General features: G+C 73.2%; 29 protein-coding genes and 2 pseudogenes. 18 read left to right on the top strand and 13 right to left on the bottom strand.

Features of this window, described 5'->3' with window-relative positions; genetic code table 11:
* Positions 1 to 67 precede the first annotated feature (67 nt).
* The 4 genes from D0D15_RS28135 to D0D15_RS28150 all read left to right on the top strand — a co-directional run bounded on the left by D0D15_RS28135 (position 68) and on the right by D0D15_RS28150 (position 3629).
* A complete protein-coding gene (locus D0D15_RS28135; protein ID WP_115944882.1) occupies positions 68 to 694 on the top strand; it encodes a TIGR03085 family metal-binding protein in 627 nt (208 codons plus the stop codon).
* A 63-nt stretch (positions 695 to 757) separates the two neighbouring features.
* A complete protein-coding gene (locus tag D0D15_RS28140; RefSeq protein WP_094002622.1) occupies positions 758 to 1441 on the top strand; it encodes a hypothetical protein in 684 nt (227 codons plus the stop codon).
* Between the two features lie 3 nt (positions 1442 to 1444).
* On the top strand, positions 1445 to 2512 hold the full coding sequence (locus tag D0D15_RS28145; protein WP_233156974.1) for a hypothetical protein: 1068 nt from the start codon (positions 1445 to 1447) through the stop codon (positions 2510 to 2512).
* A 91-nt stretch (positions 2513 to 2603) separates the two neighbouring features.
* A complete protein-coding gene (locus D0D15_RS28150) occupies positions 2604 to 3629 on the top strand; it encodes an ester cyclase (protein WP_198958072.1) in 1026 nt (341 codons plus the stop codon).
* A 27-nt stretch (positions 3630 to 3656) separates the two neighbouring features.
* Here D0D15_RS28150 and D0D15_RS28155 read toward each other — a convergent pair whose 3' ends face one another.
* From D0D15_RS28155 to D0D15_RS28165, 3 genes are read right to left on the bottom strand one after another with little or no spacing between them, the layout of a single operon-like run.
* Positions 3657 to 4661: an Lrp/AsnC family transcriptional regulator gene (locus D0D15_RS28155; protein WP_094002623.1), complete on the bottom strand. Its 1005-nt coding sequence runs from the start codon at positions 4659 to 4661 to the stop codon at positions 3657 to 3659.
* 20 nt (positions 4662 to 4681) lie between these two features.
* Complete coding sequence (locus D0D15_RS28160) at positions 4682 to 5914, bottom strand: carboxylesterase family protein (protein ID WP_094002624.1); 1233 nt, start codon at positions 5912 to 5914, stop codon at positions 4682 to 4684.
* A gap of 3 nt (positions 5915 to 5917) precedes the next feature.
* Positions 5918 to 6796 (bottom strand): VOC family protein, encoded by an 879-nt coding sequence (locus D0D15_RS28165; protein WP_158224372.1) that lies wholly within the window; start codon positions 6794 to 6796, stop codon positions 5918 to 5920.
* Between the two features lie 126 nt (positions 6797 to 6922).
* Between D0D15_RS28165 and D0D15_RS28170 the strand changes: the two genes are divergently transcribed.
* Positions 6923 to 7888 (top strand): nucleoside hydrolase, encoded by a 966-nt coding sequence (locus D0D15_RS28170; protein ID WP_094002836.1) that lies wholly within the window; start codon positions 6923 to 6925, stop codon positions 7886 to 7888.
* On the opposite strand, the pseudogene D0D15_RS28175 reads toward D0D15_RS28170, so the two are convergent.
* Positions 7879 to 7971 (bottom strand): annotated as a pseudogene (locus D0D15_RS28175) (3-hydroxyacyl-CoA dehydrogenase family protein); the annotation flags it as partial. The gene D0D15_RS28170 and the pseudogene D0D15_RS28175 overlap by 10 nt on opposite strands.
* Here D0D15_RS28175 and D0D15_RS28180 point away from each other — a divergent pair.
* From D0D15_RS28180 to D0D15_RS28200, 5 genes and pseudogenes are all read left to right on the top strand, one after another.
* Complete coding sequence (locus tag D0D15_RS28180) at positions 7971 to 8177, top strand: hypothetical protein (RefSeq protein ID WP_198958073.1); 207 nt, start codon at positions 7971 to 7973, stop codon at positions 8175 to 8177. The pseudogene D0D15_RS28175 and the gene D0D15_RS28180 sit on opposite strands and share 1 nt — an antisense overlap.
* Positions 8174 to 9586 carry a DUF1349 domain-containing protein gene (locus D0D15_RS28185; protein WP_198958074.1) on the top strand — a complete coding sequence of 471 codons (1413 nt, stop codon included), beginning with the start codon at positions 8174 to 8176 and terminating at the stop codon, positions 9584 to 9586. Before D0D15_RS28180 ends, D0D15_RS28185 begins: the two co-directional genes overlap by 4 nt.
* 77 nt (positions 9587 to 9663) lie before the next feature.
* Positions 9664 to 10389 (top strand): ABC transporter permease, encoded by a 726-nt coding sequence (locus tag D0D15_RS28190; RefSeq protein ID WP_115944884.1) that lies wholly within the window; start codon positions 9664 to 9666, stop codon positions 10387 to 10389.
* 35 nt (positions 10390 to 10424) lie between these two features.
* Entirely contained in the window at positions 10425 to 11441 is a 1017-nt protein-coding gene (locus D0D15_RS28195; RefSeq protein WP_338024705.1) for an MmyB family transcriptional regulator, read from the top strand.
* 179 nt (positions 11442 to 11620) lie between these two features.
* Positions 11621 to 12162 (top strand): annotated as a pseudogene (locus D0D15_RS28200) (LysE family translocator).
* 471 nt (positions 12163 to 12633) lie between these two features.
* Here D0D15_RS28200 and D0D15_RS28210 read toward each other — a convergent pair.
* Positions 12634 to 13365, bottom strand: coding sequence for a dihydrofolate reductase family protein (locus D0D15_RS28210; protein ID WP_233156976.1), 732 nt, complete (start codon positions 13363 to 13365; stop codon positions 12634 to 12636).
* A gap of 172 nt (positions 13366 to 13537) precedes the next feature.
* On the opposite strand from D0D15_RS28210, the gene D0D15_RS36105 reads away from it, so the two are divergent.
* The gene (locus D0D15_RS36105) at positions 13538 to 14386 is read left to right on the top strand and encodes a hypothetical protein (RefSeq protein WP_162830676.1); all 849 of its coding nucleotides are present in this window, start codon (positions 13538 to 13540) and stop codon (positions 14384 to 14386) included.
* Entirely contained in the window at positions 14323 to 14514 is a 192-nt protein-coding gene (locus D0D15_RS37940) for a hypothetical protein (protein WP_094002628.1), read from the top strand. Before D0D15_RS36105 ends, D0D15_RS37940 begins: the two co-directional genes overlap by 64 nt.
* On the opposite strand, the gene D0D15_RS28225 is transcribed toward D0D15_RS37940, so the two are convergent.
* Positions 14467 to 15411, bottom strand: a complete 945-nt coding sequence (locus D0D15_RS28225) for a YihY/virulence factor BrkB family protein (RefSeq protein ID WP_158224373.1) — start codon at positions 15409 to 15411, stop codon at positions 14467 to 14469. The genes D0D15_RS37940 and D0D15_RS28225 overlap by 48 nt on opposite strands.
* Positions 15412 to 15514: 103 nt before the next feature.
* Here D0D15_RS28225 and D0D15_RS28230 point away from each other — a divergent pair, with 103 nt between their 5' ends.
* Complete coding sequence (locus D0D15_RS28230; RefSeq protein WP_094002630.1) at positions 15515 to 15814, top strand: hypothetical protein; 300 nt, start codon at positions 15515 to 15517, stop codon at positions 15812 to 15814.
* Between the two features lie 92 nt (positions 15815 to 15906).
* Positions 15907 to 16632 (top strand): site-2 protease family protein, encoded by a 726-nt coding sequence (locus D0D15_RS28235; RefSeq protein ID WP_094002631.1) that lies wholly within the window; start codon positions 15907 to 15909, stop codon positions 16630 to 16632.
* On the opposite strand, the gene D0D15_RS28240 is transcribed toward D0D15_RS28235, so the two are convergent.
* Both D0D15_RS28240 and D0D15_RS28245 read right to left on the bottom strand, forming a co-directional pair.
* Positions 16633 to 18444: a glycoside hydrolase family 15 protein gene (locus D0D15_RS28240; protein WP_094002632.1), complete on the bottom strand. Its 1812-nt coding sequence runs from the start codon at positions 18442 to 18444 to the stop codon at positions 16633 to 16635.
* A 10-nt stretch (positions 18445 to 18454) separates the two neighbouring features.
* Positions 18455 to 19462: an SDR family oxidoreductase gene (locus tag D0D15_RS28245; protein ID WP_115944885.1), complete on the bottom strand. Its 1008-nt coding sequence runs from the start codon at positions 19460 to 19462 to the stop codon at positions 18455 to 18457.
* Between the two features lie 246 nt (positions 19463 to 19708).
* On the opposite strand from D0D15_RS28245, the gene D0D15_RS28250 reads away from it, so the two are divergent.
* Positions 19709 to 20764 (top strand): glucose 1-dehydrogenase, encoded by a 1056-nt coding sequence (locus D0D15_RS28250; protein WP_094002634.1) that lies wholly within the window; start codon positions 19709 to 19711, stop codon positions 20762 to 20764.
* Between the two features lie 177 nt (positions 20765 to 20941).
* Here D0D15_RS28250 and D0D15_RS28255 read toward each other — a convergent pair whose 3' ends face one another.
* Positions 20942 to 22162, bottom strand: a complete 1221-nt coding sequence (locus D0D15_RS28255; RefSeq protein WP_094002635.1) for a cation:proton antiporter — start codon at positions 22160 to 22162, stop codon at positions 20942 to 20944.
* A gap of 88 nt (positions 22163 to 22250) precedes the next feature.
* Between D0D15_RS28255 and D0D15_RS28260 the strand changes: the two genes are divergently transcribed.
* From D0D15_RS28260 to D0D15_RS28270, 3 genes are all read left to right on the top strand, one after another.
* Entirely contained in the window at positions 22251 to 22664 is a 414-nt protein-coding gene (locus D0D15_RS28260; protein WP_094002636.1) for a four-helix bundle copper-binding protein, read from the top strand.
* Between the two features lie 164 nt (positions 22665 to 22828).
* Positions 22829 to 23395 carry a copper chaperone PCu(A)C gene (locus D0D15_RS28265; protein WP_094002637.1) on the top strand — a complete coding sequence of 189 codons (567 nt, stop codon included), beginning with the start codon at positions 22829 to 22831 and terminating at the stop codon, positions 23393 to 23395.
* The gene (locus D0D15_RS28270; protein WP_094002638.1) at positions 23392 to 23943 is read left to right on the top strand and encodes a DUF4232 domain-containing protein; all 552 of its coding nucleotides are present in this window, start codon (positions 23392 to 23394) and stop codon (positions 23941 to 23943) included. The genes D0D15_RS28265 and D0D15_RS28270 overlap by 4 nt, the downstream gene beginning before the upstream one ends.
* Before the next feature lie 111 nt (positions 23944 to 24054).
* On the opposite strand, the gene D0D15_RS28275 is transcribed toward D0D15_RS28270, so the two are convergent.
* The 4 genes from D0D15_RS28275 to D0D15_RS28290 form a co-directional block, all read right to left on the bottom strand.
* Complete coding sequence (locus D0D15_RS28275; protein ID WP_094002639.1) at positions 24055 to 24279, bottom strand: hypothetical protein; 225 nt, start codon at positions 24277 to 24279, stop codon at positions 24055 to 24057.
* Between the two features lie 285 nt (positions 24280 to 24564).
* The gene (locus D0D15_RS28280; RefSeq protein WP_143266122.1) at positions 24565 to 24759 is read right to left on the bottom strand and encodes a hypothetical protein; all 195 of its coding nucleotides are present in this window, start codon (positions 24757 to 24759) and stop codon (positions 24565 to 24567) included.
* Positions 24756 to 26141: a sensor histidine kinase gene (locus D0D15_RS28285; RefSeq protein WP_094002642.1), complete on the bottom strand. Its 1386-nt coding sequence runs from the start codon at positions 26139 to 26141 to the stop codon at positions 24756 to 24758. The genes D0D15_RS28280 and D0D15_RS28285 overlap by 4 nt, the downstream gene beginning before the upstream one ends.
* Entirely contained in the window at positions 26138 to 26818 is a 681-nt protein-coding gene (locus D0D15_RS28290; RefSeq protein WP_094002643.1) for a response regulator transcription factor, read from the bottom strand. The genes D0D15_RS28285 and D0D15_RS28290 overlap by 4 nt, the downstream gene beginning before the upstream one ends.
* Between the last annotated feature and the right edge of the window lie 19 nt (positions 26819 to 26837).

Here is a 26837-nt window from a genome sequence, read left to right on the forward strand (position 1 = left end):
CCGCTGTGCACCTGGTGCCCCGCCGCGGCGCGCCCCCTCACCCCCTACCGGCCGGTAGGGTGGTCGCATGGGTGTCGCCGCTGAGGAACGTCGTCTGCTGAGCCTCCTGCTGGACGAGACCGGGCCCGACGCGCCCACCCTGTGCCAGGGGTGGCTGACCCGCGACCTCGCCGCGCACCTCGTCGTGCGGGAGAGCCGTCCGGACGCCGCCCTGGGCATCCTGCTGCCGCCGCTGGCCGGGCACACCCAGCGCGTCCAGGACGCGATCGCCGCGCAGCCGTGGCCCGAGCTGGTCGACCGGGTCCGCCGCGGGCCGGCCTGGTACTGGCCCACCTCGATCGGCCGGCTCGACGAGCTGACCAACACCGCCGAGTTCCTCGTGCACCACGAGGACGTGCGCCGCGCCCGCCCGGGCTGGGCACCCCGCCCGGCCGAGGCCACCCGCGACGCCGCCGCCTGGCGCGCCGCCCGGACCGCGGCCAGGATCAACCTGCGCCGCGTGCCCGTCGGCGTCACGCTGCGCACCACCGACGGCCGCGAAGCCACCGCCAGAACCGGCGCCGAGCAGGTCACCGTCACCGGCGACCCCGTGGAGCTGCTGCTGTTCGTCTTCGGCCGGGACGCCGTCCACGTGACCTTCGACGGCGACGCCGCCGCCATCGGCCGGCTCAAGGCCGCCGGCCGCGGGATCTAGCCGGCCGAGAAGTTTTTGCGCCATTCGCCAGACGCACCGTAGTCGCGCCAGTACGGTCGGCTCATGGAGGAGGCCGAGCGGGTGGTCCGGACAATGCACGAGGCCCTCGGCCGCGCACTGGACCGGCTGCGGGACGATCCGGGTTTTCGCACCGGGTTGACGCCGGGCGACCCACGGCTGGAAGGCACGCGGGTCGCGATGACGGCCGTGGTGGACGAACTGGAAGTCCGGGTGGCGCCGGTCATGGCCGCGTGGGCCGACATGGTGCGCCGCGGCGCCGGAGCACACCCGCGGATCGCCCCGTACCATCCGCGCGTCGCGTTCGCGGCGTTCGTGGAGGCCACCCGGGTCGCGCACGCATCGTTCGCCACGTACACCGGCAGGGGAGTCGAGACGCTGCTGACCCTGTCCAAGCAGCAACTCGACATCGCCGTCGCCGGTCTCGATGAACCTCCGCCTCTGCCCAAGCCCACGCCCAAGGCCACGCCCACGTCCGCGGACGGGCCGACGGGACGCATCGGCGCCCGCCCTTCGGCTGGCCCGCGGTTCTACGAAGATCCTGACGAACAGCGGCGGCAGGCCCTTCTGGACGGGTTGTACGAGCGTGCACTGCCGTTGGCCGAGGCCATCGCGGACACGGCGCCGGCACCGGGCTCGGCCCGTGCCGGCTCGGATTCCGGGATCCCGGGTCCCTACGACGACGTGCGCGAGCCGTGGTACCGCCGCGCACTGCGGCGGCGCGGGTAGCCGGTGACCGGGATATTCCAGAGCGCCCTCGCCGCTGGGCGCGGGCTGCTGGTCGGCTGGATCCTGCCCAGCCTGATCAACGTGCTGATCTTCGGGTTCGTGGTGGTGCCGGAACTGAGCCGGTTCGACGCGCCCGGCGCCGAGGCGGCTCGCGCCGCGATCTTCGGCCTGGTCGCCACCGCGGTGCTCGGCCTGGTCCTGGCGGCCCTGCAGATCCCGCTCTACCGCGTCCTCGAAGGCCATCTCGGCTGGCCCCGCCGCCTGGCCCAGGCTCGTCGCCGGCGCCATCTGGCCCGCAAGCACCTGGTGCGCAACCGCGTCGACGCCGTGTCCCTGGTGCGGCGGGAACGCCACCTGACCGGCGACGAGAAGTCCGTGCTGGACGCCTTCCGCGCGCACCCGGTCATCAGCCGCCACCTCGCCGCGGATCTCCGCAGGGGCCCGGTCTGGTTCGCGGTGCTGGAGGAGCGGTTGCATCGGTACCCGGTGGACGACCGGCAGGTCGCCGCGACCCGGCTCGGCAACGCGATCCGGCGGTTCGAGGAGTACGGGCACGACCGGTACCGGCTCGACTCGCAGGTGCTGTGGCACGAACTCAACGCCGCCGTGCCCGAACCGGTGCGCAAACAGACCGACGACGCCCGGATGAGCGTCGACTTCTTCGTCTGCCTGCTCTACGGGCACCTGCTCGTCGTCGTGGCAGCCGGGATCGATCTCGCCCTCGGCGCCGCCGTGCGTCCCTGGCTGGTCGTGGCGACGATGATCGGCCTGCTGCCGCTGACGGTGATCTGGTACCGCCTGGCCGTGGTGGCCACCGACGAGTGGGCAGGCGCGGTCCGGGCGATGGTCAACCTCGGCCGGCAGCCACTGGCCACCGCACTCGGGTTCGCGCTTCCGCAGCAGATCGACGAGGAACGCGCGATGTGGCGCCTGTTCGGTGACCTCGTCGGCTCCGGGTTCCGGCCGGGGCTGGATGCCCTGGACGCGTACCGGGTCGCTCCCGAGGAGCCCGGCGCGGGCGATCCGCCCAGGCCCGCCGAACCGGCGCCCGGTGACGGCAGGCCGTCCTGAGCCCCGGTCTTTCGGCCCTAGCCGCGGCCCGGGACGAGGACGACGCTGGAGGGTTCCGGGCTCCACCACCAGCACTGCGAGGGAGGTCCTCGTGTACGCACGCATCAACACGCTCATCGGCGACCCCGCCCGGATCGACGAGGTCACGCACTACCTGGACACCACCGTGCGCCCCTTCGTGGAGGCGCAGGCCGGCAACCGCGGGCTGGCCGTTCTCACCAACAGCGAGCTGGGCATCACCGTCGCCGGGACCTACTGGGACTCCGCGGAGTCGATGACGCTGTCCGAGCACGCGGTGGAGGCCTCCCGCAAGGAAGCTGCCGAGCTGGCCGAGGGCATGATCACCGTGGACCACTTCGAGGTCCCGGTCTTCGTGCGCCGCAGCCGCCCCGGTCCGGGCGCCGGCGTCCGGATGACCACCATCGACTGCCCGCCCGGCGAGGTCGGCGCGGCGATCCAGGCCTTCCGCGAGAACGCGGTGCCCGGCCTGGTGAAGATGGACGGGCTGTGCAGCGCGCAGATGCTCGTCGACCGCGAGCAGGGCCGCTGCCTGGTGATCGCCGCCTACGAAACCATGGAGCAGCTGGCGGACAGCCGCGCCGCGGTGGCCCGCCTGCGTGCCGACACCCTGGCGCGGATCCACGCGCAGGTCCGGTCGGTGGGCGAGTACCGGCTGCTGTTCACCACCGTCCGGGAGGGCGGCACGAACAGCCTCACCCAGCGGTGGGTCGACCTGTGGAACGCCGGCGACCGCGAGGGCTGGCGGGGCATGACCGACCAGACCGCCTTCGAGCTCCGCGCTCCCGGCGGGTTCCGGCTCGCCGGACGCGAGGCGCTGGAGGCGGAGTGGTCGACCTGGCACGACGCGTTCCCGGACAACCAGATCGCGGTCGTGAGCATCCACGGCGACGAGGACGGCGGCGTGCTGGAGGGCCGCTTCCAGGGCACCCACACCGGCCGGCTGGTCACCCCGGCCGGCGACATCGCCCCGACGCAGCGGACGGTGGACATCCCGTTCTGCGAGGTCCACCGCGTCCGGGCCGGCCAGATGACCGACAGCCACCTCTACTACGACCAGCTGGAGCTGCTGATCCAGCTCGGGAAGATCGACAGCTGACGCCGCCGGCCGTGACCGGTGGATCTTCTACCGCTTCGGAGGACGTGGCGTTCCGGAACCGGGCGCCTGGGCTCCCCCGGCCCGCTTGCTGTTGCGGATGACCGGTGCGCTCTCGAGCTGGCGGATCCCCGGCAGCGTGCCCATGCCGCGTTCGAGGAAGTCGTAGAGGGAGTCCACGTCGCGGCAGGCGGCGAAGACCAGCAGGTTGGCCGGGCCGGTGGTGGCCGCGGCGAAGGCGACCTCGGGATGCGCGGCGAGGGCTTCGGCCGCCGGGCGCATCCGGGCCGGATCGACGGTCAGCCAGAGGATGGCGAGGGTCTCGAACCCCAGGAGCAGGGGATCGATGTCCACGTCGAAGAACAGCGCGCCGCGCTGACGCAGCTGCGCGAGCCTGCGTGTGGCCGTCATCTCCGACCAACCGGTCGCCTTGGCGAGATCGGGGTAGGTCGCCCGGCCGTCGCGGGCGAGGGCGGCCAGCAGCTGCTCGTCGCCGTCTTGCAGCACGACCCGTTCTTTCCGGTCGCGCGGTGGTTCGGGGGCGAGAGCCGCGATCTGCTCGGGCGTGAGGGAGTCGGCCCTGCCGTGCCAGCCGGACGGGCCGCCGGCGAAGACGCGCAGCAGGCAGTGCGCCGTGACGCCGGTGACCCGGGGTGTCCTGGGTAGTTGCCCGAGGAGCAGCGCGTCGCGTTTGCCGGTGCTGCGCACCCGCGTGACGCAGCAGATCTGCGTTCCCCCGGAGGTGAGGCACACCCAGGAGGTGTCCGGCCGGCGAGCCAGCGCGTCGGCGACGGGCACCGCCGCGTCGGGTGTCACCTGGACCCGGACGAACCATTCCACCCAGCCCAGCCGCCGGGCGTCCGGCAGGCCGATCACCCGGAGCGATCCGGTGGACCGAAGCCTGCGGTAGCGCCGCGCGACTGTCTGATCCGATACACCGACCACGGACGCGATGCGGCTGAAGGGCGCGCGGCCGTCGACGTGCAGCGCGTGGACGATCGAGCGGTCGAGCTCGTCCAGGACCAGGGAACTCACCGGCGTCAGGGTAGCGGGGGTCAGGCGAAGTGCCTGACGTGCGGGAACGGCGGCCAGCCGGGTGAACCGGTGTGGACGAATCCCGTCCAGGCGCGTTGCACCTGGTCCACCAGCCGCCGTAGATCGGCGGGATCGGCGCCGGCCAGCATCGGCGCCGCGCGCCAGGCGTCCAGGCCGCCGAACACGAACGGCAGTTCGATGCAGTGGCAGGCGCCGAAGGGGCTGCCGGGTGGTGACCAGTCGAACCGGAAGGCGAAGGCGGAACCGGCCTGCCGGGCCAGCCGGCGGCTGCCGTCGCCGAAGAGCCGCGCGGTCAGGTCCGCGGGCGCGCCGGGGAAGAACGCCGAGGCCTCGTCGCGGGTCGTGCCGATCAGCACGGGAAGGTCGCCGGGCGCGCCGGCGAGCAGGTCGGCGGGGACGCCGCCGTCGGCGACCAGCTGGAACGGTGGGGTCACGGACAGCGGCGCCGCCCTGCGCCGCGCGAGTTCCTGCTGGGCGGCCAGGAGGCGGGGAACGGGCACGGTCCGCAGGTGTTCTGCCTCGGCCGGGTGCGGGCCGAGAACCTCCAGCAGGTGGCGGCCGATCCCGGCTGCTTCCCGTCGGCTGAACGGGGTGACCCCGGCCGGTGTGCTCTGCAGGATGACCTGGTGGAACAGGCCGGGACCGGCGGGACGGCCCAGGAGCGCGAGCGCCGACAGCGCCCCGGCGGATTGCCCGGCCAGCGTGACGCGGTCCGGGTCGCCGCCGAACGCGACGATGTTGTCCCGCACCCACGTCAACGCGGCGATCTGATCGAGCAGGCCGAGGTTGGCCGGACCGAACCCGGGTGACAGGTACAGGTACCCGAGGGCGCCCAGCCGGTAGTTGACCGTGACGACCACCATCCGGCCGCGTTCGGCCAGCAGGGCTTCGTCGTACCAGGCTTCCGCGCCCGATCCGCTGGAGAATCCGCCGCCGTGCAGCCACACCAGCACCGGCAGCCCGGTCCCGCCCGGAGTCCAGACGTTCACGGACAAGCAGTCCTCGGCCTGGGCCAGGTCGCTGCCCGGCCCCATGATGCGGGCCAGCCGGGAGGGCGGCTGCGGGCACGCCGGACCCGGGTGGCCGGCGTCCCGCACCCCCGCCCAGGCGGGGGCCGGCCGGGGCGCGGCGAACCGCCCGGCGCTGCCGTACGGGACACCGGGAAAGGCCGTGACCGCGCCGGTGGGAACACCGCGCAGTGCCCCGGCGGGCGCGCGAACGAGGCCGGTCATCGGTCACGCCGCCAGGAAGGCGATGGCCGCGCCGCGGGCCTCACCGGCGCCGACGAAGAACCCGCCGGGCAGCTCGCGGACGGTGAACCCGTTGCTCTCGACCAGGGCGCGAGCCGCGTCGACGTCCGTGACGGCGACGGCCTGCCCCGCGAGGTAGGGCAGCGTGGGCACCGGCTCGCCGGGCAGCACCTCGCCGAAAGCGGAGACCGCGACGATCTCCATTCGGCCGGTCGGGAGGGACAGGACCCGCAGCGGTTCCTCGGCCACGGGTTCGGTGCCCAGGGTGAGGGCGTAGCGAGCGACCGTGGCCTCCAGGTCGGCGTCGTCCACCACCAGCAACACGCTGTGCAGCTGGATCGCGCCGTTGGCGTGGCTGGTGTAGCGGGGCTGGTGGATCAACTCGGGCGTCAGGTGGTGCGCGATGTGGATCAGCCCTTCCGGGGTGAGCGCGCGGTCCAGGTGAATCGCCTGGAACCGCGCGGTCGCCGTCCCGCCGGGGGTGGCGACGTCCCGTTGCAGTGGCAGCACCCCGGACGACGACAGTCCCGCTTCGCGCAGCCGCTGGTAGACGGTACCGGCGTCGTCGCAGCCGAACGAACAGCCGTGCAGGCCCTCGTACCGGGCGATCAGCGGGCGGATGTTCCACGGGTCCACCGAGCCGTCGCCGAACAGGCCGAGCAGTTCCAGGTAGGTCCGGCCGAACAGCGCGCACCGGTTGCCGGCGCCCATCGGCTTGCGCTCGCCGCCGGGGCGATCGGAGCCGGTGTGCAGCGACAGCGGGCTGAGGGTGAAGCCGAGCGCCTCGTACGTCGCGGCGGTGGCTTCGATGTCGGTGGTGTACAGGACGGAGTGGTCGATGCGGTCGATGTCGTGATCAGTCACGCCGCACAGGTTGCTGCCGCGGTCCCGGTTTCGCCCAGCCACCGGAGCGCAGCTGGGGGATTCCGACGGAGCACGGCCGCCGGTGCTGGAATCCGCCGCGGGCACGTCGTGTGGGACGCTGCCGGGGTGACACGCAAGGTGATCCTCGACGTCGACACCGGTACCGACGACGCGGTCGCGATCATGCTGGCCGCCCTGCACCCCGATCTCCACCTGGCCGCCGTGACCACCGTCAGCGGCAATGTGCCCCTGCCGGCCACCACCGACAACACGTTGCGCGTGCTGGACGCCATCGGACGGCCGGACATCCCGGTGCACGCGGGCCTCGCACACCCCGTCGCGCGGCGCGGGTTTCCCGGGCAGACGCACTTCGAGCGCGACTCGGCCCGGGACATGCACGGCACCTCCCTGCCGCTACCCACGCCGGTGACGGCCGCGCGCGAGGAATCCGCGGTGGAGTTCCTGCTGCACACCCTGCGCACCACCACCGAGCCGGTGACGCTGGTGCCGGTCGGGCCGCTGAGCACCATCGCCACCGTGCTCGCCGCCGATCCGTCCGTGCGGGACGCCGTCGACGAGGTCGTGATCATGGGCGGGGCGCACGCCCACGGCAACGTGACGCCCTCGGCCGAGTTCAACGTCTGGGCCGACCCGGAGGCCGCGGCGATGGTCTTCTCGGCCGGTTTCCCGCGCCTGACACTGGTCCCGCTGGACGCCACCCACCAGGCGCTGGTCAACCGCGCCGACTGCGCGAGACTGGCCGGCCTGGGCACCGCCGCCGGGCGCGCGGCCGCCGGCCTGATCACCCGCCGCATCGACGCCTACTCCGCCGGCCACGGCGTGCACGCACCCGATTCGGCGCCCGTGCACGACGCGGTGTGCGTGGCCTACCTGGTGCGGCCCGAGGTGATCACCACCCGCCCGGTGCGCGTCGAGGTCGAAACCACCGGCGCCCTGACCGTCGGCCGGACCGTGATGGACCTCCGTCCGAACGCGACCGGCGAGCCGAACGCGCGGGTGGCCTTCGGGGCGCGGGCGGAGGTGCTCGTCGACCTGCTGCTGGCCACGTTCGGCGAGGCGGTTCAGCCGTAGTCGTAGAAACCGCGGCCCGACTTGCGGCCCAGCAGCCCGGCGTCGACCATGCGCAGCAGCAGCGGCGGGGGAGCGTAGAGCGGTGCTGGCCCGCGCGGGCGGCACGGTCGCCGCCACCGACCGGGACGTGCTCACCGTGTCCGGCCTGCCCGCCGAGCGGATCGTCGCGCTGCTGTCCGGGCACGCGGTGCCGTTCTCGGAGGTCTCGGCCCATCGCGCGTCGCTCGAAGAGGCCTACATGGAGCTGACCCGCGACGCGGTCGAGTTCCGCTCGGAGGCCGCCCGATGACCACTCTCGCGCCGTACCGCTCGGGACACCGTGGCCGGGACGGCTTCGCCCAGCTGCTGCACGCCGAATGGACCAAGTTCCGCACCGTGCGCGGCTGGGTCGCGGGCCTGGCCGTGACCGCGCTGGTCACCGTCCTCATCGGACTGTTCTCCGCGCTGGGCAACCACACCGCCTGCGGTGACGGCAAGTGCGACCGGGCGGTCCCGGTCGGACCGGGCGGGCAGGCGGTGACCGACTCGTTCTTCTTCGTCCACTCGGCCCTCACCGGCGACGGCACCCTCACCGCCCGGGTCTCCCCGCTGACCGGCACGCGCGGCGTCGAACCGTGGGCGAAGGCCGGGCTCATCCTCAAGGACGGCACCACGCGCGGGTCGGCCTACGCCGCCCTGATGCAGACCGGCGCCCACGGCGTGCGGATGCAGCACAACTTCACCGAGGACCTCGCGGCGCCGCCCGGTTCCTGGTCGCGACTGACGCGCACCGGCGACACCATCACCGGCTCGGTGTCGGCGGACGGGGTCACCTGGACCGACGCCGGCGCGGCCGACCTGCCCGGGTTGCCGGAGACGATCGAGGCCGGGTTGTTCGCGACCTCGCCCAAACACAACGTCATCGCCGACGGGCGCTTGGGCGGCACCAAGATCACCGGCGGGCCGACGCAGGTCAGCGCGTCCTTCGACGGCATCGCGCGGGAGGGCGGGTTCTCCGGCGGCTGGCGGGGGGACGACCTGGGCGCCGACTCGATGTCCTACCCCTCGCTGGGCGGCGGGTTCACCGAATCCGGCGGCGCGATCACGGTGCGGGGGTCCGGCGACATCGCGCCCGCCGTGACCGGTGACGGCGAGAGGGTCGAGGAGAGTCTGGTGGGCGCCTTCGCCGGGCTGATCGCCGCGGTCGTGGTCGGCACGCTGTTCGCGACCTCGGAGTACCGGCGTGGGCTGATCCGTACCACGTTGATCGTCAGCCCGCGGCGGGAACGCGTGCTCGCCGCGAAGGCCCTGGTGCTGGGGGCGGTGACGTTCGCAGCCGCGCTGGCCGGGGTGCTGGCCGTGGTGCCGCTGAGCCGGGCGATCCTGCGCGGCAACGGCAACATCCTCATCCCGGTGCCGACCACGACGGAACTGCGGGTCGTCGTGGGCACGGCGGCGGTGATCGCGGTCGCGGCCGTGTTCGCCCTCGCGGTGGGTTCGCTGCTGCGGCGCAGCGCCGGGGCCGTCGCCCTCGGCATCGCCACGCTCGTGCTGCCCTACCTGCTGGCGACTTCGTCGGTGCTGCCGTCCGGCGCCGCGCAATGGCTGCTGCGGGTCACCCCGGCCGCGGCGTTCGCGGTGCAGCAGAGCATTCCCGAGTATCCGCAGGTGCTCGCGGCGTACACGCCCGCGCAGGGGTATTACCCGTTGCCGCCGTAGGGCGGGTTCGCGGTGCTGTGCGCGTACGCGGCGGCGGCGCTCGGGCTGGCGATGTACGTGCTGCGGCGGAGGGACGCGTGAGGAACGCGCTGCACGCGGAGTGGACGAAGCTGCGCACGGCGCCGGGCGCCCGGTCGCTGCTGGCCGCGGTCGTCGTGGTCACCGCCGGGCTCGGCGCGCTGGCGGCCGGAACCGGGTGCGACGGCTGCGATCCGGTGCAGACCAGTCTCACCGGTGTCTACTTGGGACAGGCGGCGGTCGCGATCCTGGCCGTGCTGGTGATGTCCGGTGAGTACAGCAGCGGCATGGTGCGCACGACGCTCACCGCGATCCCGCGGCGGGTGGTCGTCCTGGCCGCCAAGTCGTCGGTGGTGGTGGGCGTGGTGACGGTCGCGGGGGTGCTCGCGGTGCTGGGGTCGTTGCTGGCCGGGTGGGTGCTGCTGCCCGCGTTCCCGGCCGACGGGCCGATGCTGCGCGCCGCGGCCGGATCGGTGCTGTACCTGGCGCTGATCGCGCTGCTGAGCCTGGGCGCAGCCACCGCGGCGCGCGACTCGGCGACGGCGATCGGGCTGGTGCTCGGCCTGCTGTACCTGGTGCCGATCCTGGTCTCGGTGGTGCCGGACCCGGAGTGGCAGCGACAACTGGAACGCTTCGGCCCGATGACGGCGGGCCTGTCCATCCAGGCGACGACCGGGCTGGAGAGCCTGCCGATCGCCCCCTGGGCCGGGCTGGGTGTGCTGGCGGCCTGGGCGCTGGCGCTCCTGCTGGGCGGCGGGCTGGTGCTGCAGCGACGGGACGCTTGAGCACGCTTTCCAGCGGGTCGCGGGAAGATGCCGCCATGCCGATCGACCCGCAGCTGCCGGCCGTGTTCGTCCCGACCACCACCGCGATGATCCCGCCCGGACCGGACGTGCTCTTCGTGCCCGGATGCGGCATGCGGGGCGGTCCGCGTGCCGGTCTCCTGGCGGCGGCCGGGCTGGTGGCGCTGTTCCTCGCGGTGCCGGTGGTGTTCGCGGTGGTGCGCATGCGACCGGACCTCCTCGACGCCGAGTTCTTCGCCGAGGCGCCTCACCGACATCCTGCCCAGGGCGCTGGGCGGGTTCCTCGCACCGATCGAAGAAGTGCCCGAATCGTCATGACGCGTGCGCGCCGCATCGACACCCACCGGCGCCTCGTTCCGCCGCGGTACGCGGACTGGATGCACGAGAAGGGCATCCGCCCGGGCGGCGTGGACCTGCCGTCCTGGTCGGAGAGCCCGGCGCTGAAGTTCAGGGACGGGCACGACATCCAGACCGGCATCCTGTCGCTGTCCACGCCGGGCGTCTGGTTCGGCGACGACGGGCAGGCGCGGCGGTGGGCACGTGAGGTCAACGAGTACAGCGCGGAGGTTGTGGCCCGGCGTCCCGGCCGGTTCGGCTTCTTCGCCACGCTCACGCTGCCCGACGTCGAAGGGGCGCTCGCCGAGGCCGCCTACGCACTGGACGAGCTGCACGCGGACGGGATCGTGCTGCTGGCCAACAACGACGGCCGCTACCTCGGCGATCCCGGGTCCCGGCCGCTGCTGGAGTTCCTGCCGCTCTGGGGCGACCACCGCGTGGCACCCTGTGACGCCGCGTCCTACGAACTGCACCACCCCGTCGTCGGCCTGGTGACCGTGACCCAGCAGACGCTGTCGATCGCCCGTTCCCCCGGCCAGGTGCTGATCGTGTGCACGACGCCCGCCGGCTCTCCCTCCGACGAGGCTCTCGCGCTGCTCCGGCAGACTCGCAGCGGTGCGGAAGACGTGGGTTGCGGACCGGAGCCGGCCGGTGCGACCGCACCACGCGCCCGGCACTCCGGCGGACGTGGACGCTGATCGCCGGGCGCGGGCCGGCACCGCGCTGCCGCAGGGCGGAAGCAGCCGGAAACTCGCTGTGATCCCGGCGGTAGCCGCTCACGCCGATCGACCCGCACCTGCTCGCGCTGTTCGTGCTGACGACGACCGTCGCGATGATCACGCCCGGTCCGGACATGCTGTTCGTGCTCGGGTGCGGCATGCGGGGCGGGCCGCGCGCGGGCTTGCTGGCGACGGCCGGGGTGGCGGTCAGCGAGGCGGTGCACGTGGCGGTCGCGGCGGCCGGGCTGGCGGCGTTGTTCCTCGCGGTGCCGGTGGCGTTCACGGTGGTCCGCATCGTGGGCGCGGTGTACCTGGTGTACCTGGGGTGCAGATGATCCGGCACCGCAAGGGCGTGCCCGGGGAGGTGCCCGCGGGCGGGGTGACGGGCCGCCGCGCGTTCCTGACCGGCCTGCTGACCGGCCTGCTGAACCCGAAGATGGTCACCTACACGATCGCGCTGCTGCCGCAGTTCATCGATCCGGCGCTGGGCCGGGTCTGGCTGCAGTTCGCGATCCTGATCGCGATGGAGTTCCTGGTCGACGGCACGGTCGGTGTGCTGGCCGGCGCGCCAGAACCTCGTCTCGCGACGCTGGACATCGAGCTGGGGCGACTGCTCGGCTCCCCGGTCGACGTCGTGCCCGCCCGGACGCTCGAGGACGATGCTGTGCGGTCGGCACTCGCCGACGCGGTCGAGTTGTGACGAGACGGCTCTACGGCGCGGACGTCACGCTGACCGTCGCCGAGTCCGACCGGGACGCGTTCGACGCCTGGCTCGCCGTGGACGCGGGGGCGAGGGACCTCTACCTTCCCTGAGCCGCGGCCGGTCACACCAGATCATGACCGCTGCCGGGGCTGGCGCCGCGACAGCCGGGCGAGGGGGTCGGGCAGCTCGCGTTCCTCATCGGACAGATGCGACAGCTGGGGTCGGTGAGCAGGTCGAGCCGGTCCAGCACGGGGCCGGGCCGGGCGCGAACCGGCGCAGGGCGGGGAACACGCCGGAGTCCTCGCGCCGGTGGTGGATGCTGACCACCCGGCAGTAGGACTCGCAGTACGCGCCCGGCGTCCAGGTGTTCTGGCGCAGCGCGAGGGTGGGACCGCGCGGCAGGCCGGTCTCGTTGAGGCCGAGGAACCTCGACCTCCAGGGCGATCGCGCGCGTGATGCCCCGGATCGTCAGCCTTCCGGGCAGTTCGAGCAGCCCGTGCCGCGCGGTGGGGCCGGTGCCCTCGGGGGTCGCGCATGCGGTTCGCAGTGTTCACCGAGGCCGTGGGATCGTCGTGGTGGCGGGAGCAGTCGGTCGGCACGTCGGCGATCGTCTGGGGACCGCCGGAGTCCTCGCAGGTCCCGGGCGCCGAGAGCGTCGATGGTCAGCAGTGCGGCAGTCATGGCCGTTTCCCTTCTGAATGAAGAATCCGGTACCGCAGATGTGTGGCATCGCGGCCGTCGAGCCGGCGGAGGAGTTCCCATTCGACGTGGCCGAGTCCGGATCGGCTCGAACAATCGCCGTCCGGCACCCAGCAGCACGGGGACGAGGTGTAGTTCGAGTTCGTCGAGTTGCCCGGCGGCCAGCAACGCCTGCGCCGCACCCGCGCCGTGGACCAGCACCGCTCGATCGCCTGCCGCTTCCCGGGTTTCGGCGGCGCAGGCGTCGGCGTAGTACTTCACGCTGCCCGGTGGCTCGTCGGCCGGGTCGACGTGGTGGGTGAGCACGTGGATCGGCACCCCGTCGTGGTGGTCGCCCTGCCACCGGCCGGCCAGCTCGTAGGTGCGGCGTCCGGAGATCACGGCCCCGGTCGCCAGGGCTTCGGCGCACACCTGCCCGTTGGGTCCCTCGGACATCCGGTCGTCCGGCCCGGCGATGTACCCGTCGACAGGCCCTTCCTCCGCGAAGTCGGCGGCGGTCATGCCGTCGGTGTGGCCCGCGGATCGGTCACGCGTAATCCGACGTGCAAGGTTCTCATCGCGGTACCTCCAGTGCTTCGATCATGCGGCGAGGTGGTTTCCCGCGACCGCGACACCCTCTCGCGGCGATGCGCTGGACGGCGCGGTGCCTTCGGAGGGCTCCTGCCTGATGACGATGGATCCGGCCACCATGCTGCCGACCGCCGAGTTCGTCGAGAACGGGATGCCCGCGGACGCGATCAGCCGGCTCGTGGAGATCGAGCTGCGCGAACCGGACTACACCAAATGGGTCGACCTGGCGCGCGCGGGCTGGACCGCGGCGAGTCTCAGCGACGCCACCGCGGGCGAACCCGACCTCAGCCGGCGTCACCGGGAGGTCCGGCGCCCCCGGGCTTACGCCGACGAACTCCGCGTCGTCCTGGCCAGCAGCACCGGCACGTGGGGCGCGCTCACCGTGTTCCGCGAGAAGGACCGCCCGTACTTCTCGCCCGCCGAGGTCCGGCTCGTCACCTCGCTGACCGGTGTGATCTCCGACGGGCTGCGCCGGTCGCTGCTCCCGGACGGCGCCTGCGCCGGCCACCACGACACCGGAATGCTCGTCCTGGACCCCGAGGACGGCGTCGACCTCGCCAACCAGGTGGCCGGGACGTGGATCGACGGACTCGGCATCGGTCCCCGAGCGGGCACCACGCTCCCCGCTGGTGATCCGTGCGGTCGCCACGCAGGCGCGTGCCATCGGCGGGCACGTGGGGGAGGGGAGTGCGGGCCTGGCCCGGGCGCGCGTGCGCACCAAGGCGGGCCGGTGGGTGATCGTCCGGGCTTCGCTCCTGGGCGAGGGCCCGACGGCACCGCTGGCGGTCCTGCTGGAAGCGGCCCGCCCGGCGGAGATGGCACCACTGCTGGCCGACGTACGGCCTCGCCCCGCGGGAGCGACGGGTCACCGAATGCGTCGCCCAGGGTTTGCCCACCAGGCAGATCGCCAACCGGCTCCGGATGCCGGCCGACACCGTCCAGGACCACCTGAAGGCGGTCTTCGCCAAACCGGCACCGGCTCCCGCGGCGACCTCATCGCCCGCCTGTTCTTCGCCCAGCGCGCTCCGCGGCTCACCGCTCCGCCGGCAGTTCCGGGCGAGGTGCGCGGGGTTGCGGTAGCCGCCGGTCGCTGACGTCCTCCCGGCGGTGCTCACGGTCCTGCCTCTCCGGTCCGGTGCCGTCCGCGTGCCGCGCCCGGCAGCGGTCCAGTTCGGCGTCCACTTCGGCTCCCGCGAGGACGGCGAACGCCGAGAGGTACAGCCACAGCATGAGCACGGCCAAGCCGGCGAGCGTGCCGTAGACGGCGTGGTAGTGCGCGAATCCCTCGACGTACACCGTGAAGGCCGCGGATCCGGCGAGCCAGATGGCGAGCGCGACGAGTACTCCCCAGCTGAACCACCGGCGCCGCGCGCGGTCGAGGTTCGGGGCGAAGCGGTACAGCACCGCGAGCGCGCAGCCGAGCAGCACGACCAGGCCCAGCCACCGCACGGTGCTGACGAGCCACCGGCTGTCGCCGGGGACGTGCAACACCTCCAGCAGGAGCGGGAACACGGTGATCGCGGCCAGCGCGACCGCGGCGACGGCGATCGCGCCGAGGGTCAGCACGAGCGCCAGCAGCCGCGCCCGGAGGAAACTGCGCGTCTCGCTCCCGTCGAACGCTCGCGTCAGCCCGCCGATGATCGACCCCATCGCGGTGGACGTCGTCCACAGCAGCGCGACGACGCTGCCCACGAGACCGAACGTCAGCCCCCGCGAGCCGAGCGCCGTGGCGCCCGCCAGCTGCTCGGTCACGATGTTGCGCGCCGGATCGGGCAACGCCGACACCAGGGGCGCGAGCTGGTCGCGAACGGTCTGCGGGTCGGTGACCAGCGAGTAGATGGTGAGCAGCGCGATCAGCGCCGGCGCCAGGGCCAGCAGCCCGTAGAAGGCGATCGCGGCCGCCGAGGTGGGGACGTTGTCGTCGCCGATCTCCGCGACGATGCGCTTGACCGTTTCCCACCACCGCCGTCGTTTCACGATCACCGGTTACCCGGGCGGGCCACCGCCCACGCCCACGGGGAAGGGACGTGCGTGGCCGGCCCGGTGGTCTTCGCGACGGGGGGACGAGACTTCCGGGCAGGTGGTCGCCGCCGACGAGGTGACCGACGTGGCCGTGGTGCGGCGCAGTTGCCGCCGGACGGCAGCGCGGACCACCCGCTGCCCCGGTGTCTCGATCGGCAGGCTGACCTCGGAGATGCGGCACCAGCTGACGGCGCACACGGCAGCCGACGACCTGCGCAACTCGGCGTGCGCGATGCCGGTTCGACGCACGAGGGCGATCCGGCCGTGGCCGTGGCCGAGGCGTCGGCGGGCGGCGAAGGCGAAGCACGACGACGATCGCGTGCCGGCGCCGACCTGGCTCGCGGTGGCTCCCCGGTGATCGCAAGGTTTTCGTCAGCTCGGTCCCGCACCGCGAGCCGGTGCGGGCGGGTATGACCGGGAGGGAGATCCGAGGAGAGGAGCTGCGGCACGATGACGGGAACAGTCCCGCTGGGCGAGTTCGCCGGTGTCCGCGTCCGCGCGCACTGGAGTGTGACGGCGGCCCTGGGACTGGTGGCCGGAGCGCTCGCGTTCGCGCGGTGGCCGCGGGTGCTGCCCGCCTACCCGGACGTGGTGCTGTTCGGCGCGGCGGTGGTGGCCGCGGTGTTCTTCGTCGCGTCGCTGATGGTGCGCGAGGTGGCGCCCGCGCTGGTCGCACGCCGCCACGGCGCCGCCGCGCCGGAAGTCACGCTGTGGTTTTTCGGTGGGACGGCGCGGAAGCGGGAAGCGCCAGGCGCGGAGCTGCGCGTGGCCGTGGCCGGTCCGCTCGCGAGCCTGTCGGCCGGCGCCCTGCTGGGCCTTGCGGCCTGGGGCGGTGCTCTCCTGGGTGCACCGTTGCTGGCGGTGGATGCGCTGACCTGCCTGACCGCACTCAACGTCGCGCTGGCCCTGTTCCACCTGCTGCCGGCCGCGCCGCTGGACGGTGGCCGGATCCTGCGGGCGGCGCTCGCGGCCCGACGTGGGGACCGGGCACGGGCGGCGGTGCGGAGCGCCAGGGCCGGGCAGGCGTTCGGCGCCGCGCTAATGGCCTCGGGGGCGGTGCTGCTCGCCGGCCCGTCCGGCGGCGGGGTGTGGTGGCTGCTGACCGGGGTGTTCACCGCGGTCCTGGCGACCGTGGACCAGCCGCCGGCCGACGCCCGCCGCCCGGCGCCGGACTGATCAGCCCGGCCCCTGGCTGCCGCGGCGGCGGGCGGGCCCGTCCTCGCTCTGCAGGTTGAGCGCGGTGTTGATCAGCGCGACGTGGGAGAACGCCTGGGGCACGTTGCCGACGAGCCGCTGCGCGCCGGTGTCGTACTCCTCGGACAGCAGGCCGACGTCGTTGCGCAGCGCGAGCAGGCGCTCGAACAGGTGGCGGCCCTCGTCGTGGCGGCCCTGCAGGATGTAGTTGTCGGCCAGCCAGAAGGTGCACGGCAGGAAGGCGCCCTCGCCGGGTGGTAGCCCGTCCAGTTCCTCGGTGCGCTCGTTCATGGTGTAGCGCTGCACGAAGCCGTCCTGGACCAGGTGCCGTTCGATCGCGTCGACGGTTCCGCGCATCCTCGGATCGCCGGCGGGCAGGAACCCGACCGCGGGGATCAGCAGCAGCGACGCGTCGGGGCCGGACCCGCCGTAGTCCTGGGTGAAGGTGTTGCGGGCGGTGTCGAAGCCCTGGTCGCAGACCTGGGTGAAGATGTCGTGCCGCAGGGCTTTCCAGCGGTCGGCAGGACCGCCGAGGCCGAAGCGTTCGACGCCCTGCACGGCTCGGTCGACCGCGGCCCAGGCCATCACCTTGGAATGGGTGAAGTGCCGGCGCGGCCCGCGCATCTCCCAGATGCCGTTGTCCGGATCGTCCCAGTGGGATTCCAGGAAGTCGAGCAGGGTGCGCTGCAGCTGCCAGGCGTCCGGATCGGGCGGGATGCCGTGGGTGCGGGCCTGGTGCAGCGCGTCCATCAGCTCGCCGTACACGTCGAGCTGGAACTGCGCCGAGGCCGCGTTGCCGATGCGCACCGGGCGGGAACCGGCGTAGCCGGGCAGCCACGGCAGCTCGGATTCGGTGAGCCGGCGTTCCCCGTCGACGCCGTACATGATCTGCATTTGCCCGGGGGCGCCGGCCATGGCCCGCAGCATCCATTCCCGCCAGTCGCGAGCCTCCCGTTCGTACCCGGCTTCCAGGAGTGCCATCAGGGTGAAGGTCGCGTCGCGGATCCAGCAGAAGCGGTAGTCCCAGTTGCGCACGCCGCCCAGCTGCTCGGGCAGCGACGTGGTCGCTGCGGCGGCGATCCCGCCGCTGGGACTGTAGGCGAGCGCCTTGAGCGCGATCAGGGACCGGACCACCGCGTCGCGGTACTCGCCCCGGTAGGTGCACCGGCCGGCCCAGTCCCGCCACCAGCGTTCGGTCGCGCGGACGGTCCCGGCGATGTCGACCGGCTCCGGCTCCGCCTGGCGCGGCCCGGTCCAGGCCAGGCGCAGCCCGACGCGGTCGCCCTCGCCGACGGTGAACTCGGCCGAGCACACCGCGTGCTCGTCGGCGCGGTGCGGCACGTCGCCGTCGAGGACGACCGCGTGCGGGCCCGCGATGGCGCGGATCCGCTCGCCGTCGGTGCGGATCCACGGCCGGTCGTGGCCGTATTCGAACCGCACCCGCACGTCGCTGCGCATCCGGACCCGGCCGCGCACGCCCTCGACGACCCGCAGCACGCGCGGGTGGTCGTGGCGGATCGGCATGCAGTCCACGATCCGCACGGTGCCCTCGTCGTTGACCAGTTCCGTCTCCAGCACCAGGGTGTCGTCCCGGTAGCCGCGGCGGGTGGTGCGGGCGCCGCCCAGCGGCGCGAGCGTCCATTGACCGTGGTCGGGGTCGCCCAGGAGCGCGGCGAAACACGCGCCCGAATCGATTCGGGGCAGGCACAGCCAGTCCAGTGAGCCGTTGTGCCCGACCAGGGCGGCGGTCTGGGTGTCGCCGATCAGCGCGTAGTCCTCGATGCGCAGGGACATCCAGTCTCCGTCAGCGCTTGCGCGTCAGCGCGGCCAGGCCCGCGGCCACCAGCGTCGCCGCGGCGGCGCCGAGCAGGCCGTGGTGCTGGGACGCCCACAGCTGGGGGCTGCGTGCGGTGACCTTGCGGTCGAAGCGGCCGTGCGCGCCGAAGTCCGTCCCCTCGGTGTCGTCGGCAGGCACCCACAGGTTCACCGGCTGATCCCGGTCCCGGGGCTGCCGGGCCTGCTGGGCGGAGAAACCGGTGCGGGCCAGGTAGCGGTCGAGCAGGCCGGGGGCGACCTTGTTCGCGACGAGCGTGCCGACCGTGGACCCGCCGACCCAGTACTCCCGCCGCCCGGAGTGGCCGGCGGCGTGGACGATGGCCTTGGCCGGGATCTCCGGCTGGTAGATGGGCGGGACCGGCTGGGCCTTGCGGGGCAGCCGGGACAGCACCCAGTCGAACTGCGGGGTGTTGACGCCGGGCATCTGCACCATGGTCACGCGCACGTTCGACTTGTCGTGCAGCAGTTCGCAGCGCAGTGATCCGGTGAACCCCTGAATGGCGTGCTTGGCGCCGCAGTACGCGCTTTGCAGGGGGATGCCCCGGTAGGCCAGGGCCGACCCGACCTGGACGATCGCGCCCCGGTCACGCGGCAGCATCCGCTTCAGCGCCGCCCGGGTCCCGTTCACGTAGCCCAGGTAGGTGACGGCGGTGACCCGGCGGAACTCCTCCGGTTCGATCTCGGTGAAGGGTGCGAAGACGCTGGTGAAGGCGTCGTTGACCCACACGTCTATCGGGCCGAACGTCTCTTCGACCTGCTCGGCCGCGACCTCGACGGCCTCGGCGTCCGCCGTGTCGACGGGCACCGGCAGGGCCTGACCGCCCGCCTGTCCGGCCTCGGCGGCGGCCGCCTCGAGGCCCTTCTCGCCGCGGGCCAGCAGGGCCACCCGGTCTCCGCGTTCGGCGAAGGCGCGCGCGGCGGCCCGGCCGACACCGGCACTGGCTCCGGTCACGACGACCACTCGTCCCTGCTTCACAGCCGAATCCTCCCGGTCGGACACTTGTCTAGGGCAACTCTCCTCTGGTACCCGCGCAGACTTCAGCCATGCGTTCGCCCCGCTCACCCCCGGGACAATCGTCAGGCGTTCGTCAGGCCGGCCGGCGGACGGGCTACCGGATGCTGTTCCGATGCGTCGGCCTGATCGTGATGGGGGCTTCCGTGGCGCGGTAGCCGGTGGCCGGTCGGGGTATCCGCGGCGGGTACGCGATCGAGAGGAGATGTCATGCGGGCAGTGACGGTCCGGCCGGGCCAGGCGCACTCGCTCACCGTCGCCGAAGTACCGGATCCGTCGCCGGCAGCGGGGGAGCTGCTGGTGGACGGCCTGGCGCTCGGGATCTGCGGCACCGACCGGGAGATCCTCTCCGGGGAGTACGGCTGGGCGCCGCCGGGGCGGGACCACCTGGTGCTCGGGCACGAATCGCTCGGGCGGGTCCGGCAGGCACCGGGGGACAGCGGCTTCGCGGCCGGCGATCTCGTGGCGGGAGTGGTGCGCCGCCCGGACCCGGTGCCGTGTGGCGCGTGCGCGCACGGTCAGTTCGACATGTGCCGCAACGGCCGCTACACCGAGCGCGGGATCAAGGAACTCGACGGGTACGGCAGCACCTCGTGGACCGTCGAGGCGGCCTACGCCGTCCGCCTCGATCCCGGGCTCGAACAGGCCGGGGTGCTGATGGAACCGGCGAGCGTGGTGGCCAAGGCGTGGGACCAGATCGATCGGGTGGGCCACCGCGCGTGGTTCGACCCGCGGACCGTGCTGGTCACCGGCGCCGGCCCGATCGGCCTGCTGGCCGCCCTGCTCGGCAGTCAGCGCGGCCTCGACGTGCACGTCCTGGACCGGGTCACCAGCGGTCCCAAGCCGCGGCTGGTGTCCGATCTGGGCGCCACCTACCACCACGAGGACCTGGAGACGCTCAGCCGGAAGCTGCAACCCGATGTCGTGGTGGAGGCCACCGGGGCGGGCCCGGTCGTGGTGGCGGCGATGACCGTGACCGGGCCGTACGGGATCGTCTGCTTGACCGGCGTGTCCTCGTCCGGGCGGCGGCTGCCGGTCGACGCGGGCGGCTTCAACCGCGAGGTCGTGCTGGAGAACGACGCGCTGCTCGGCTCGGTCAACGCCAACCGCGACCACTTCCGGATCGCCGCCGACGCCCTCGCGAAAGCCGACCGCGGATGGCTGTCCCGCCTGATCTCGCGGCGGGTGCCGCTCGCCCGGGCGGAGGAGGCGTTCCAGCGCCAGGACGACGACGTCAAGGTCGTGCTCGACCTGCGCGAGGACTGAGGGCATGCGCGACGACACTTCGGCCGTGGCGGGATCGGCGGGAGGCCCATCACCGGCGCCACGCCCGGCGGTGCCGCGACCACGACGCCGGGGCCGCCGGTCCCGCCCCGCCGACCTGCTCGCTCCCGCCGACACTATTGCAGTAGGCAACACTTGGGCAGGGCACGGATGTGGGAGTCACTTCGGCGTCGCCGCGTCTTCCGGTGAGCCGGGCGCCGCCTGACCGGCCGGCAGGTTGTCGGGTGGCTCGACCCGCAGTGCCCGCGCGACGGGCACGTCGGTCGAGGAGTGCAGCACGATCGACATCGCGATGGTCACCGCGACCAGGTCGAAGACGGTGTGGTTGTCCGGGATGCCGGATTGCAGCGCCAGCAGGCCGTACACGACGGAGGCGAACCCCTTCGGCCCGAACCACGCCGCGGTCGCGCGCTCGCGTCCGGGGAGCGGGGTGCGCAGCAGCGACACCAGCATCGCCGCCGGCCGCACCAGGAGGATCGCCAGCACCGCCAGCCCCCAGCCGCCGGGCGACAGGTGGCTCAGCCGGTCCGGGGTGATCAGCGCGCCGAACACCAGCAGCGCGGCGAACTTGGTCAGCTCGGACAACAGGTCGCCGAACGGCTCGAAGCGCTCGGCGGCCGCCCGGTTCAGCGTCGCCAGGGTGGAGCCGGCGGCGAAGGCGGCCAGGTAGGCGTTGGCGTGGGTGAGGTGGCAGACCGCGTAGAGCGACACCGCGATCGCGAGCGGGCCGAGAGCCTGCAGGCGTGGTTCCGCCGTCAGGATCCGCAGCCGCCACGCCAGGGTCACCAGTGCCGGTATCCCGACGCCGAGCGCGAGACCGCCGGCCAGCTCGAGCGCGATCGTGGCCGGGTGCGACCGCTCGTGCGTGGCGAGCGCGAGGAAGACCAGCACGAAGGGCAGGGCCAGCCCGTCGTTGAGCCCGGACTCGACGTTGAGCAACCGCCGCAACCGCACCGGCACGTCCGAGCGGCCGACGATGGCGGAGGCGAACACCGGGTCGGTGGGGGAGAGGATGGCGCCGAGCAGGAACGCGGTGGGCCAGTCCAGCCCGGTGAGGAAATGCGCGGGCAGGGCGATGCCGAGCATGGTCAGCGGCATGGCCAGTCCCAGCGCCCGGCCGGACAGCCGCCAGTTCTCCCGCAGCGCCCGCAGATTGGCGCGCTGGCCGTCGGTGAACAACACGGTGAACAGCGCCAGATCGGCGAGCGTGGACACCAGGGGATCGGCGGGGTGGACCGTGACGAGCCCGAAGCCGCCCTGGCCGATCAGTGCGCCGGCGAGCAGGAACATCAGCGCGGTGGACAACACCGTCCGGGCGGCCAGACCGGACAGCGACACGCTGACGAGCAACACGACCCCGAATGCCAGCACGAGTGCCACCGCGGATCCCTCCCGTCGTCCTGGTCCGGGGGTTGCCCTGAACACCGGCGGGTATGCCACGTGGCGTCACCGAGGGAAAGGAGAAGTCATGACCGTGGTCTCCGAAATGCTCGACACCTACCCGGCCGACCTCGGCCAGGTCGACCGCGCCCAGCTCGTCCGGTGCGTCGAGGCGTGTCTCGCCTGTGCCCAGGCCTGCACCGCCTGCGCCGACGCCTGCATGTCCGAGCCGGACGAGCGGCTGCCGGAGCTGCGCAAGTGCATCAGGTCCAACGTGGACTGCGCCGACGTCTGCGACACCACCGCTCGCATCCTGTCCCGCCACACCGGCTACGACGCGAACATCACCCGGGCAGTGCTCGAGGCGTGCGCGACGGTGTGCCGCTCCTGCGGCGACGAGTGCGCCGGGCACGCGGAGCGGATGGAGCACTGCCGCGTGTGCGCCGAGGCGTGCCGGCGCTGCGAGCGGGCCTGCCGCGACCTGATCACCGCCCTGGGATGACGGGCGGCCGCAGTCCGCCTTCCGGTGCTCCGGTCCGAGTTCGTCAGGCAACCGTCAGGTTCACCGTCCCCGGCCGGGGAATGCCCTCACCACGGGGGTGAACCGGCGAGGGGAGCAGACGATGACTCAGCGGGCCGACGGTTCGGTGGCGACCGAGGAGGACCATGAAGAGCCGAGTGCGAACGCTCGTCCCGGCGGTGGTGGCCGCCCTGGTGCTCGCCGGCTGCAGCGACCCCGGCCAGCACGGGCAGGGGGCGGACACCATGGGGACCAACGCCGGGGACGGCCCGGTCCGGCTGCTCAACGTCTACGTCGAGCGGCCGGACGACGGGCGGTACTCGCCGGGGGAGAACGCACGGGTGCTCTTCACGGTGAGCAACACCGGCGACCAGGACGACACCCTCACCGGGGTGACCAGCCCGGTGGTGCGCGCTGTTTCGCTGCGGTGGGACCAGTACTGTGACGGCACCGCCGAGCAGGTCCCGGAGATCCCGGTGCAGGCCAAGGCATCGGTGCCGATTCCACCCGGCCGGGTGCTCACCGGGCACCTGCCCTACTACGTGGACGCCACCGGGTTCACGACGGAGGCCCTGGCGGGCACCACCATCCCGATGACGTTCACCTTCTCCCGGACCGGGCCGATCAGTCTGGACGTGAAGGTCCAGCCACGGGAACCGGTCGATGCGATACCGCACTACGCCTGCATCGCGATGGGATCGCAGAAGCAATGAGGACGGTCGTTGCGCGCAGCCGGCGTGGGATCGCCGTCGTGGCCGCACTGGCGGCGGCTTCGGCCTGCGGGCCGGCGCCGGACCCGGGCGGACACGCCGCCGCGCCCGACAACGTCGCCGCGACCCAGGCCGCGCCATGCACGACGAACGAGTTGACGGCCGACCTGCAAGCCCAGCACCCCGCCGCCGGCGGCAGGTACGCGGTCATCCGGCTGTCCAAGACGACCGGCGGCACCTGCACCCTGCACGGGTACGGCCGGATCAGGCTGGTGGGACAGGACGGGCGTGCCGTTCCCACGCGCATCCGCCGGGAAGCCGGACCCGAACCGGCCCCGGTGCGGCTCGAACGGGGGACCGCGGCGCGGCAGCACCTGCGGTGGGGTGTGGTCCCGGTGGGGGACGAGCCGGTGACCGGGCCGTGCCAGCCGCCACCGGGTCACCTCGACCTGGTTCCGCCCGGCGGGGGCGAACCCCTGCGCGTGAGCTGGTCCTACGGCCCGGTGTGCGGGCACGGGACGATCACGGTGAGCCCGTACCAGCCCTGGTGACGGTTCCCGCGCGGCCGGCCGGCGCCGCCTCCACTGTCCCAACGGGACGATGACCTTCTCCATGGCTTTCCGCGGCCCGGGCGATGGGGCAGTGCCGGCCGTGTCCGATGATCACGCGTGCGGGCGGCCGGCGGCGATCAGCCGTGTGAGGCGGTGATGTGCCAGGCGGTGCAGCAGCTCGCTGACCGCCTCGGAGGCGATCCGCCCGCTCAGGTCGCGCACGGACTCGCGGACGACGCGGGACACCTCGTCCGCGTCGACGTCGTCGAACTCGGCCATGAGCTGTGCGCTGACGACGATGGTGAGCTGGGTCAGCCGGGGTGTGGTCGTGGGCATCGTTCTCCCTGGATCGCGCCGATCTCGATCACCATCGTCGCACCGGGCGGTGCGGTCGTGCCTGACGGTCAGCTGACATTGTGGCCGCTCGGAAATCCACCACGACCCGTCCTCCGGGGCAGGTGTGCACGTGGGTGTCGCGGCTGAGGCGGTAGTGCGCCAGCCGGTAGAGCATTTCGCCGAGAGCTTCCGCGACGATCTGTCCCTCGAGGTCCCGTGCCGCGTCCCGCACGGTCTGGCGGACGTGGGTACGCGGAACCACGCCGTGGAATGGCGCCGGCCCCCTCACAGCGAAGTGGGTGACGAGGGGCCCGTGGTCACCGCGGGATCCGGACGTTGCGTGACCTGAGGTGTCGTCGGCACGGCCGTGGTGGTCGACGGGATCGGCTCCGGCTCGTCCTGGGTGGTGACCCCGCAGCCGGCCGCGAGCAGCACCGGCCACACCACGACGACCGCGAAGCGGCGCACACCCGGCCTCATGCGGTGGCCTCCGGAAGTTCCACGACGAACCGGGATCCGCCGCCCGGCCGGTCCTCGGCCCAGGCCGCCCCACCGAGCCGCCGGGCGTGTTCGGCGACGATGGCCAGCCCGAGGCCGCTGCCGCTGCCGTCCCGGCGATCGCCGGCCCGCGTGCCGCGGGTGAAGCGTTCGAAGATCTGCTCGCGAAGATGCGCCGGCACGCCGGGCCCCTCGTCGTCGACCTCGAGACGCACCCGGCTCGCTCCCACGCCGATCCCGATCCGGCGCGCCCCGCCCGCGTAGTGCTCGGCGTTGTCGAGCAGGTTGCCCACGATGCGGTCCAGCCGCCGCCGGTCCCCCCGCACCAGCGCCGGCTCCGGCCCGGCGTCCACCGGCGGCGAGGACGTGTTCCGGTGCGCGAGCACGTTGGTCACCAGTTCGCGCAGGTCGAGGACCTCCCAGGCGTCGTCGTCGCCCTGCTGGCCGGCGCGGGAGATCTCCAGCAGGTCGATGACCATGCGCCGGAACCGGTGCACCTCCAGGACCAGCAGGTCGAGCGCCCGGCGGGCGGTCTCGGGCAGATCGTCCCGCCGGCGGTGCAGCACTTCGGCGGCACTGGTCATGGTGGTCAGCGGGGACCGCAGTTCGTGGCTGACGTCGCCGGCGAACCGGGCGTCGCGCTGGACGCGGTGCTCGAGGGCCTGCGTCGTCTCGTTGAAGGTCCGGGCCAGCGGCGCCAGGTCGGCGTCGGCGTGCTGGGGCAGGCGGGCACCGAGGTCACCGGCGGCGACCCGGGAGGCGGCGGCGGTGAGGGCGGTGAGCGGGCGTAGTGCCCGCCGGCTGGTCCACAACCCGAGCGCACCGCCCAGCACTCCACTGGCCAGGGTGCCACCGGCCAGGAGGCTGCTGAGGAAGTGGAAGGTGCGGTCGATCTCGGCCAGGGGGAAGATCTCCACGTAGAACCCGCCTTGGGTGGCCAGGGGGAGCGCCACCGCGAGCACGGGGACGTCCCGCACGTGCAGGCGCTGCCGCACGGGCGTGCCCGACCGGGCGGCGTCGGCGAACGCGCGGGGCAGCTCGGCGAACTCGACCTGCCTGCCGCCGGTGAGCACGTGACCGGGCCGTTGCACGATGATCGTCGCGTTCGGACCCGTGGTGAGGCCGGTCAGCAGTTCCTCCAGGCCCCCGGACCCGGTGCGGATGGCCTCTTCGACCAGCCGCGCGTTCACCGCGGCCTGCTGGGTGGCGCTCTGCAGACGCTGGTCGAGCATGTATCCGCTGGCCAGGTTCCAGGTCGCCAGGGCGAACAGCCCGGAGACGAGGAACGAGCCGAGCCCGAAGGCGACGGCGACGCGCCACCGCAGCGACAGCACCTGCCGGAGCGGGCGACGGAACCGCGTCACGGTTCCGGCTCGATCCTGTACCCCATCCCGCGCACGGTCACGATGGTCCGCGGGTGGTCGGGATCGGTCTCCACCTTGCGCCGCAACCGCCGGATGTGGACGTCGAGCAGGCGGGTGTCACCGAAGTAGTCGTAGCCCCAGACCTGGCTCAGCAGCTGCTCCCGGGTCACCACGCTGCCGGCGGACGCGGCCAGCTCGGCGAGGAGGCCGAACTCGGTGCGGGTCAGGTGCACCTGCGTGCCGTCGCGGAAGACCGTCGCCGCGTCCAGCCGGATCTCCAGGTCGGCCACGTGCAGCACGGCCGGCCGCCCGGGGGACCGCCGCCGCAGCAACGCGCGCATGCGGGCGGCCAGCTCGCCCGCGACCAGCGGTTTGGTGACGTAGTCGTCCGCGCCGGCCTCCAGGCCGGCGATCACCTCGCGGCTTTGCGAGCGCGCGGTGACCACGATGATCGGCAGGTCACCGCTGTCCCGCAAGGTGCGGCAGACGGTGAGCCCGTCCACGCCGGGCAGCATCAGATCCAGCAGCACGAGATCGACGGGGCCGGCTTCCACGGTCTCCAGCGCGCGCTCACCGCTGGGCACGTGCACCACGGCGAACCCTTCGTCGTCGAGGGCCAGCGTCAGGGCCTGCGCGATGCGCTCGTCGTCTTCGACCAGGAGAACTCGGGTCGGCATAGCGGCCATTCTTCCCGCC

This window comes from Amycolatopsis thermalba, assembly GCF_003385215.1.
Taxonomy (GTDB): domain Bacteria; phylum Actinomycetota; class Actinomycetes; order Mycobacteriales; family Pseudonocardiaceae; genus Amycolatopsis_E; species Amycolatopsis_E thermalba.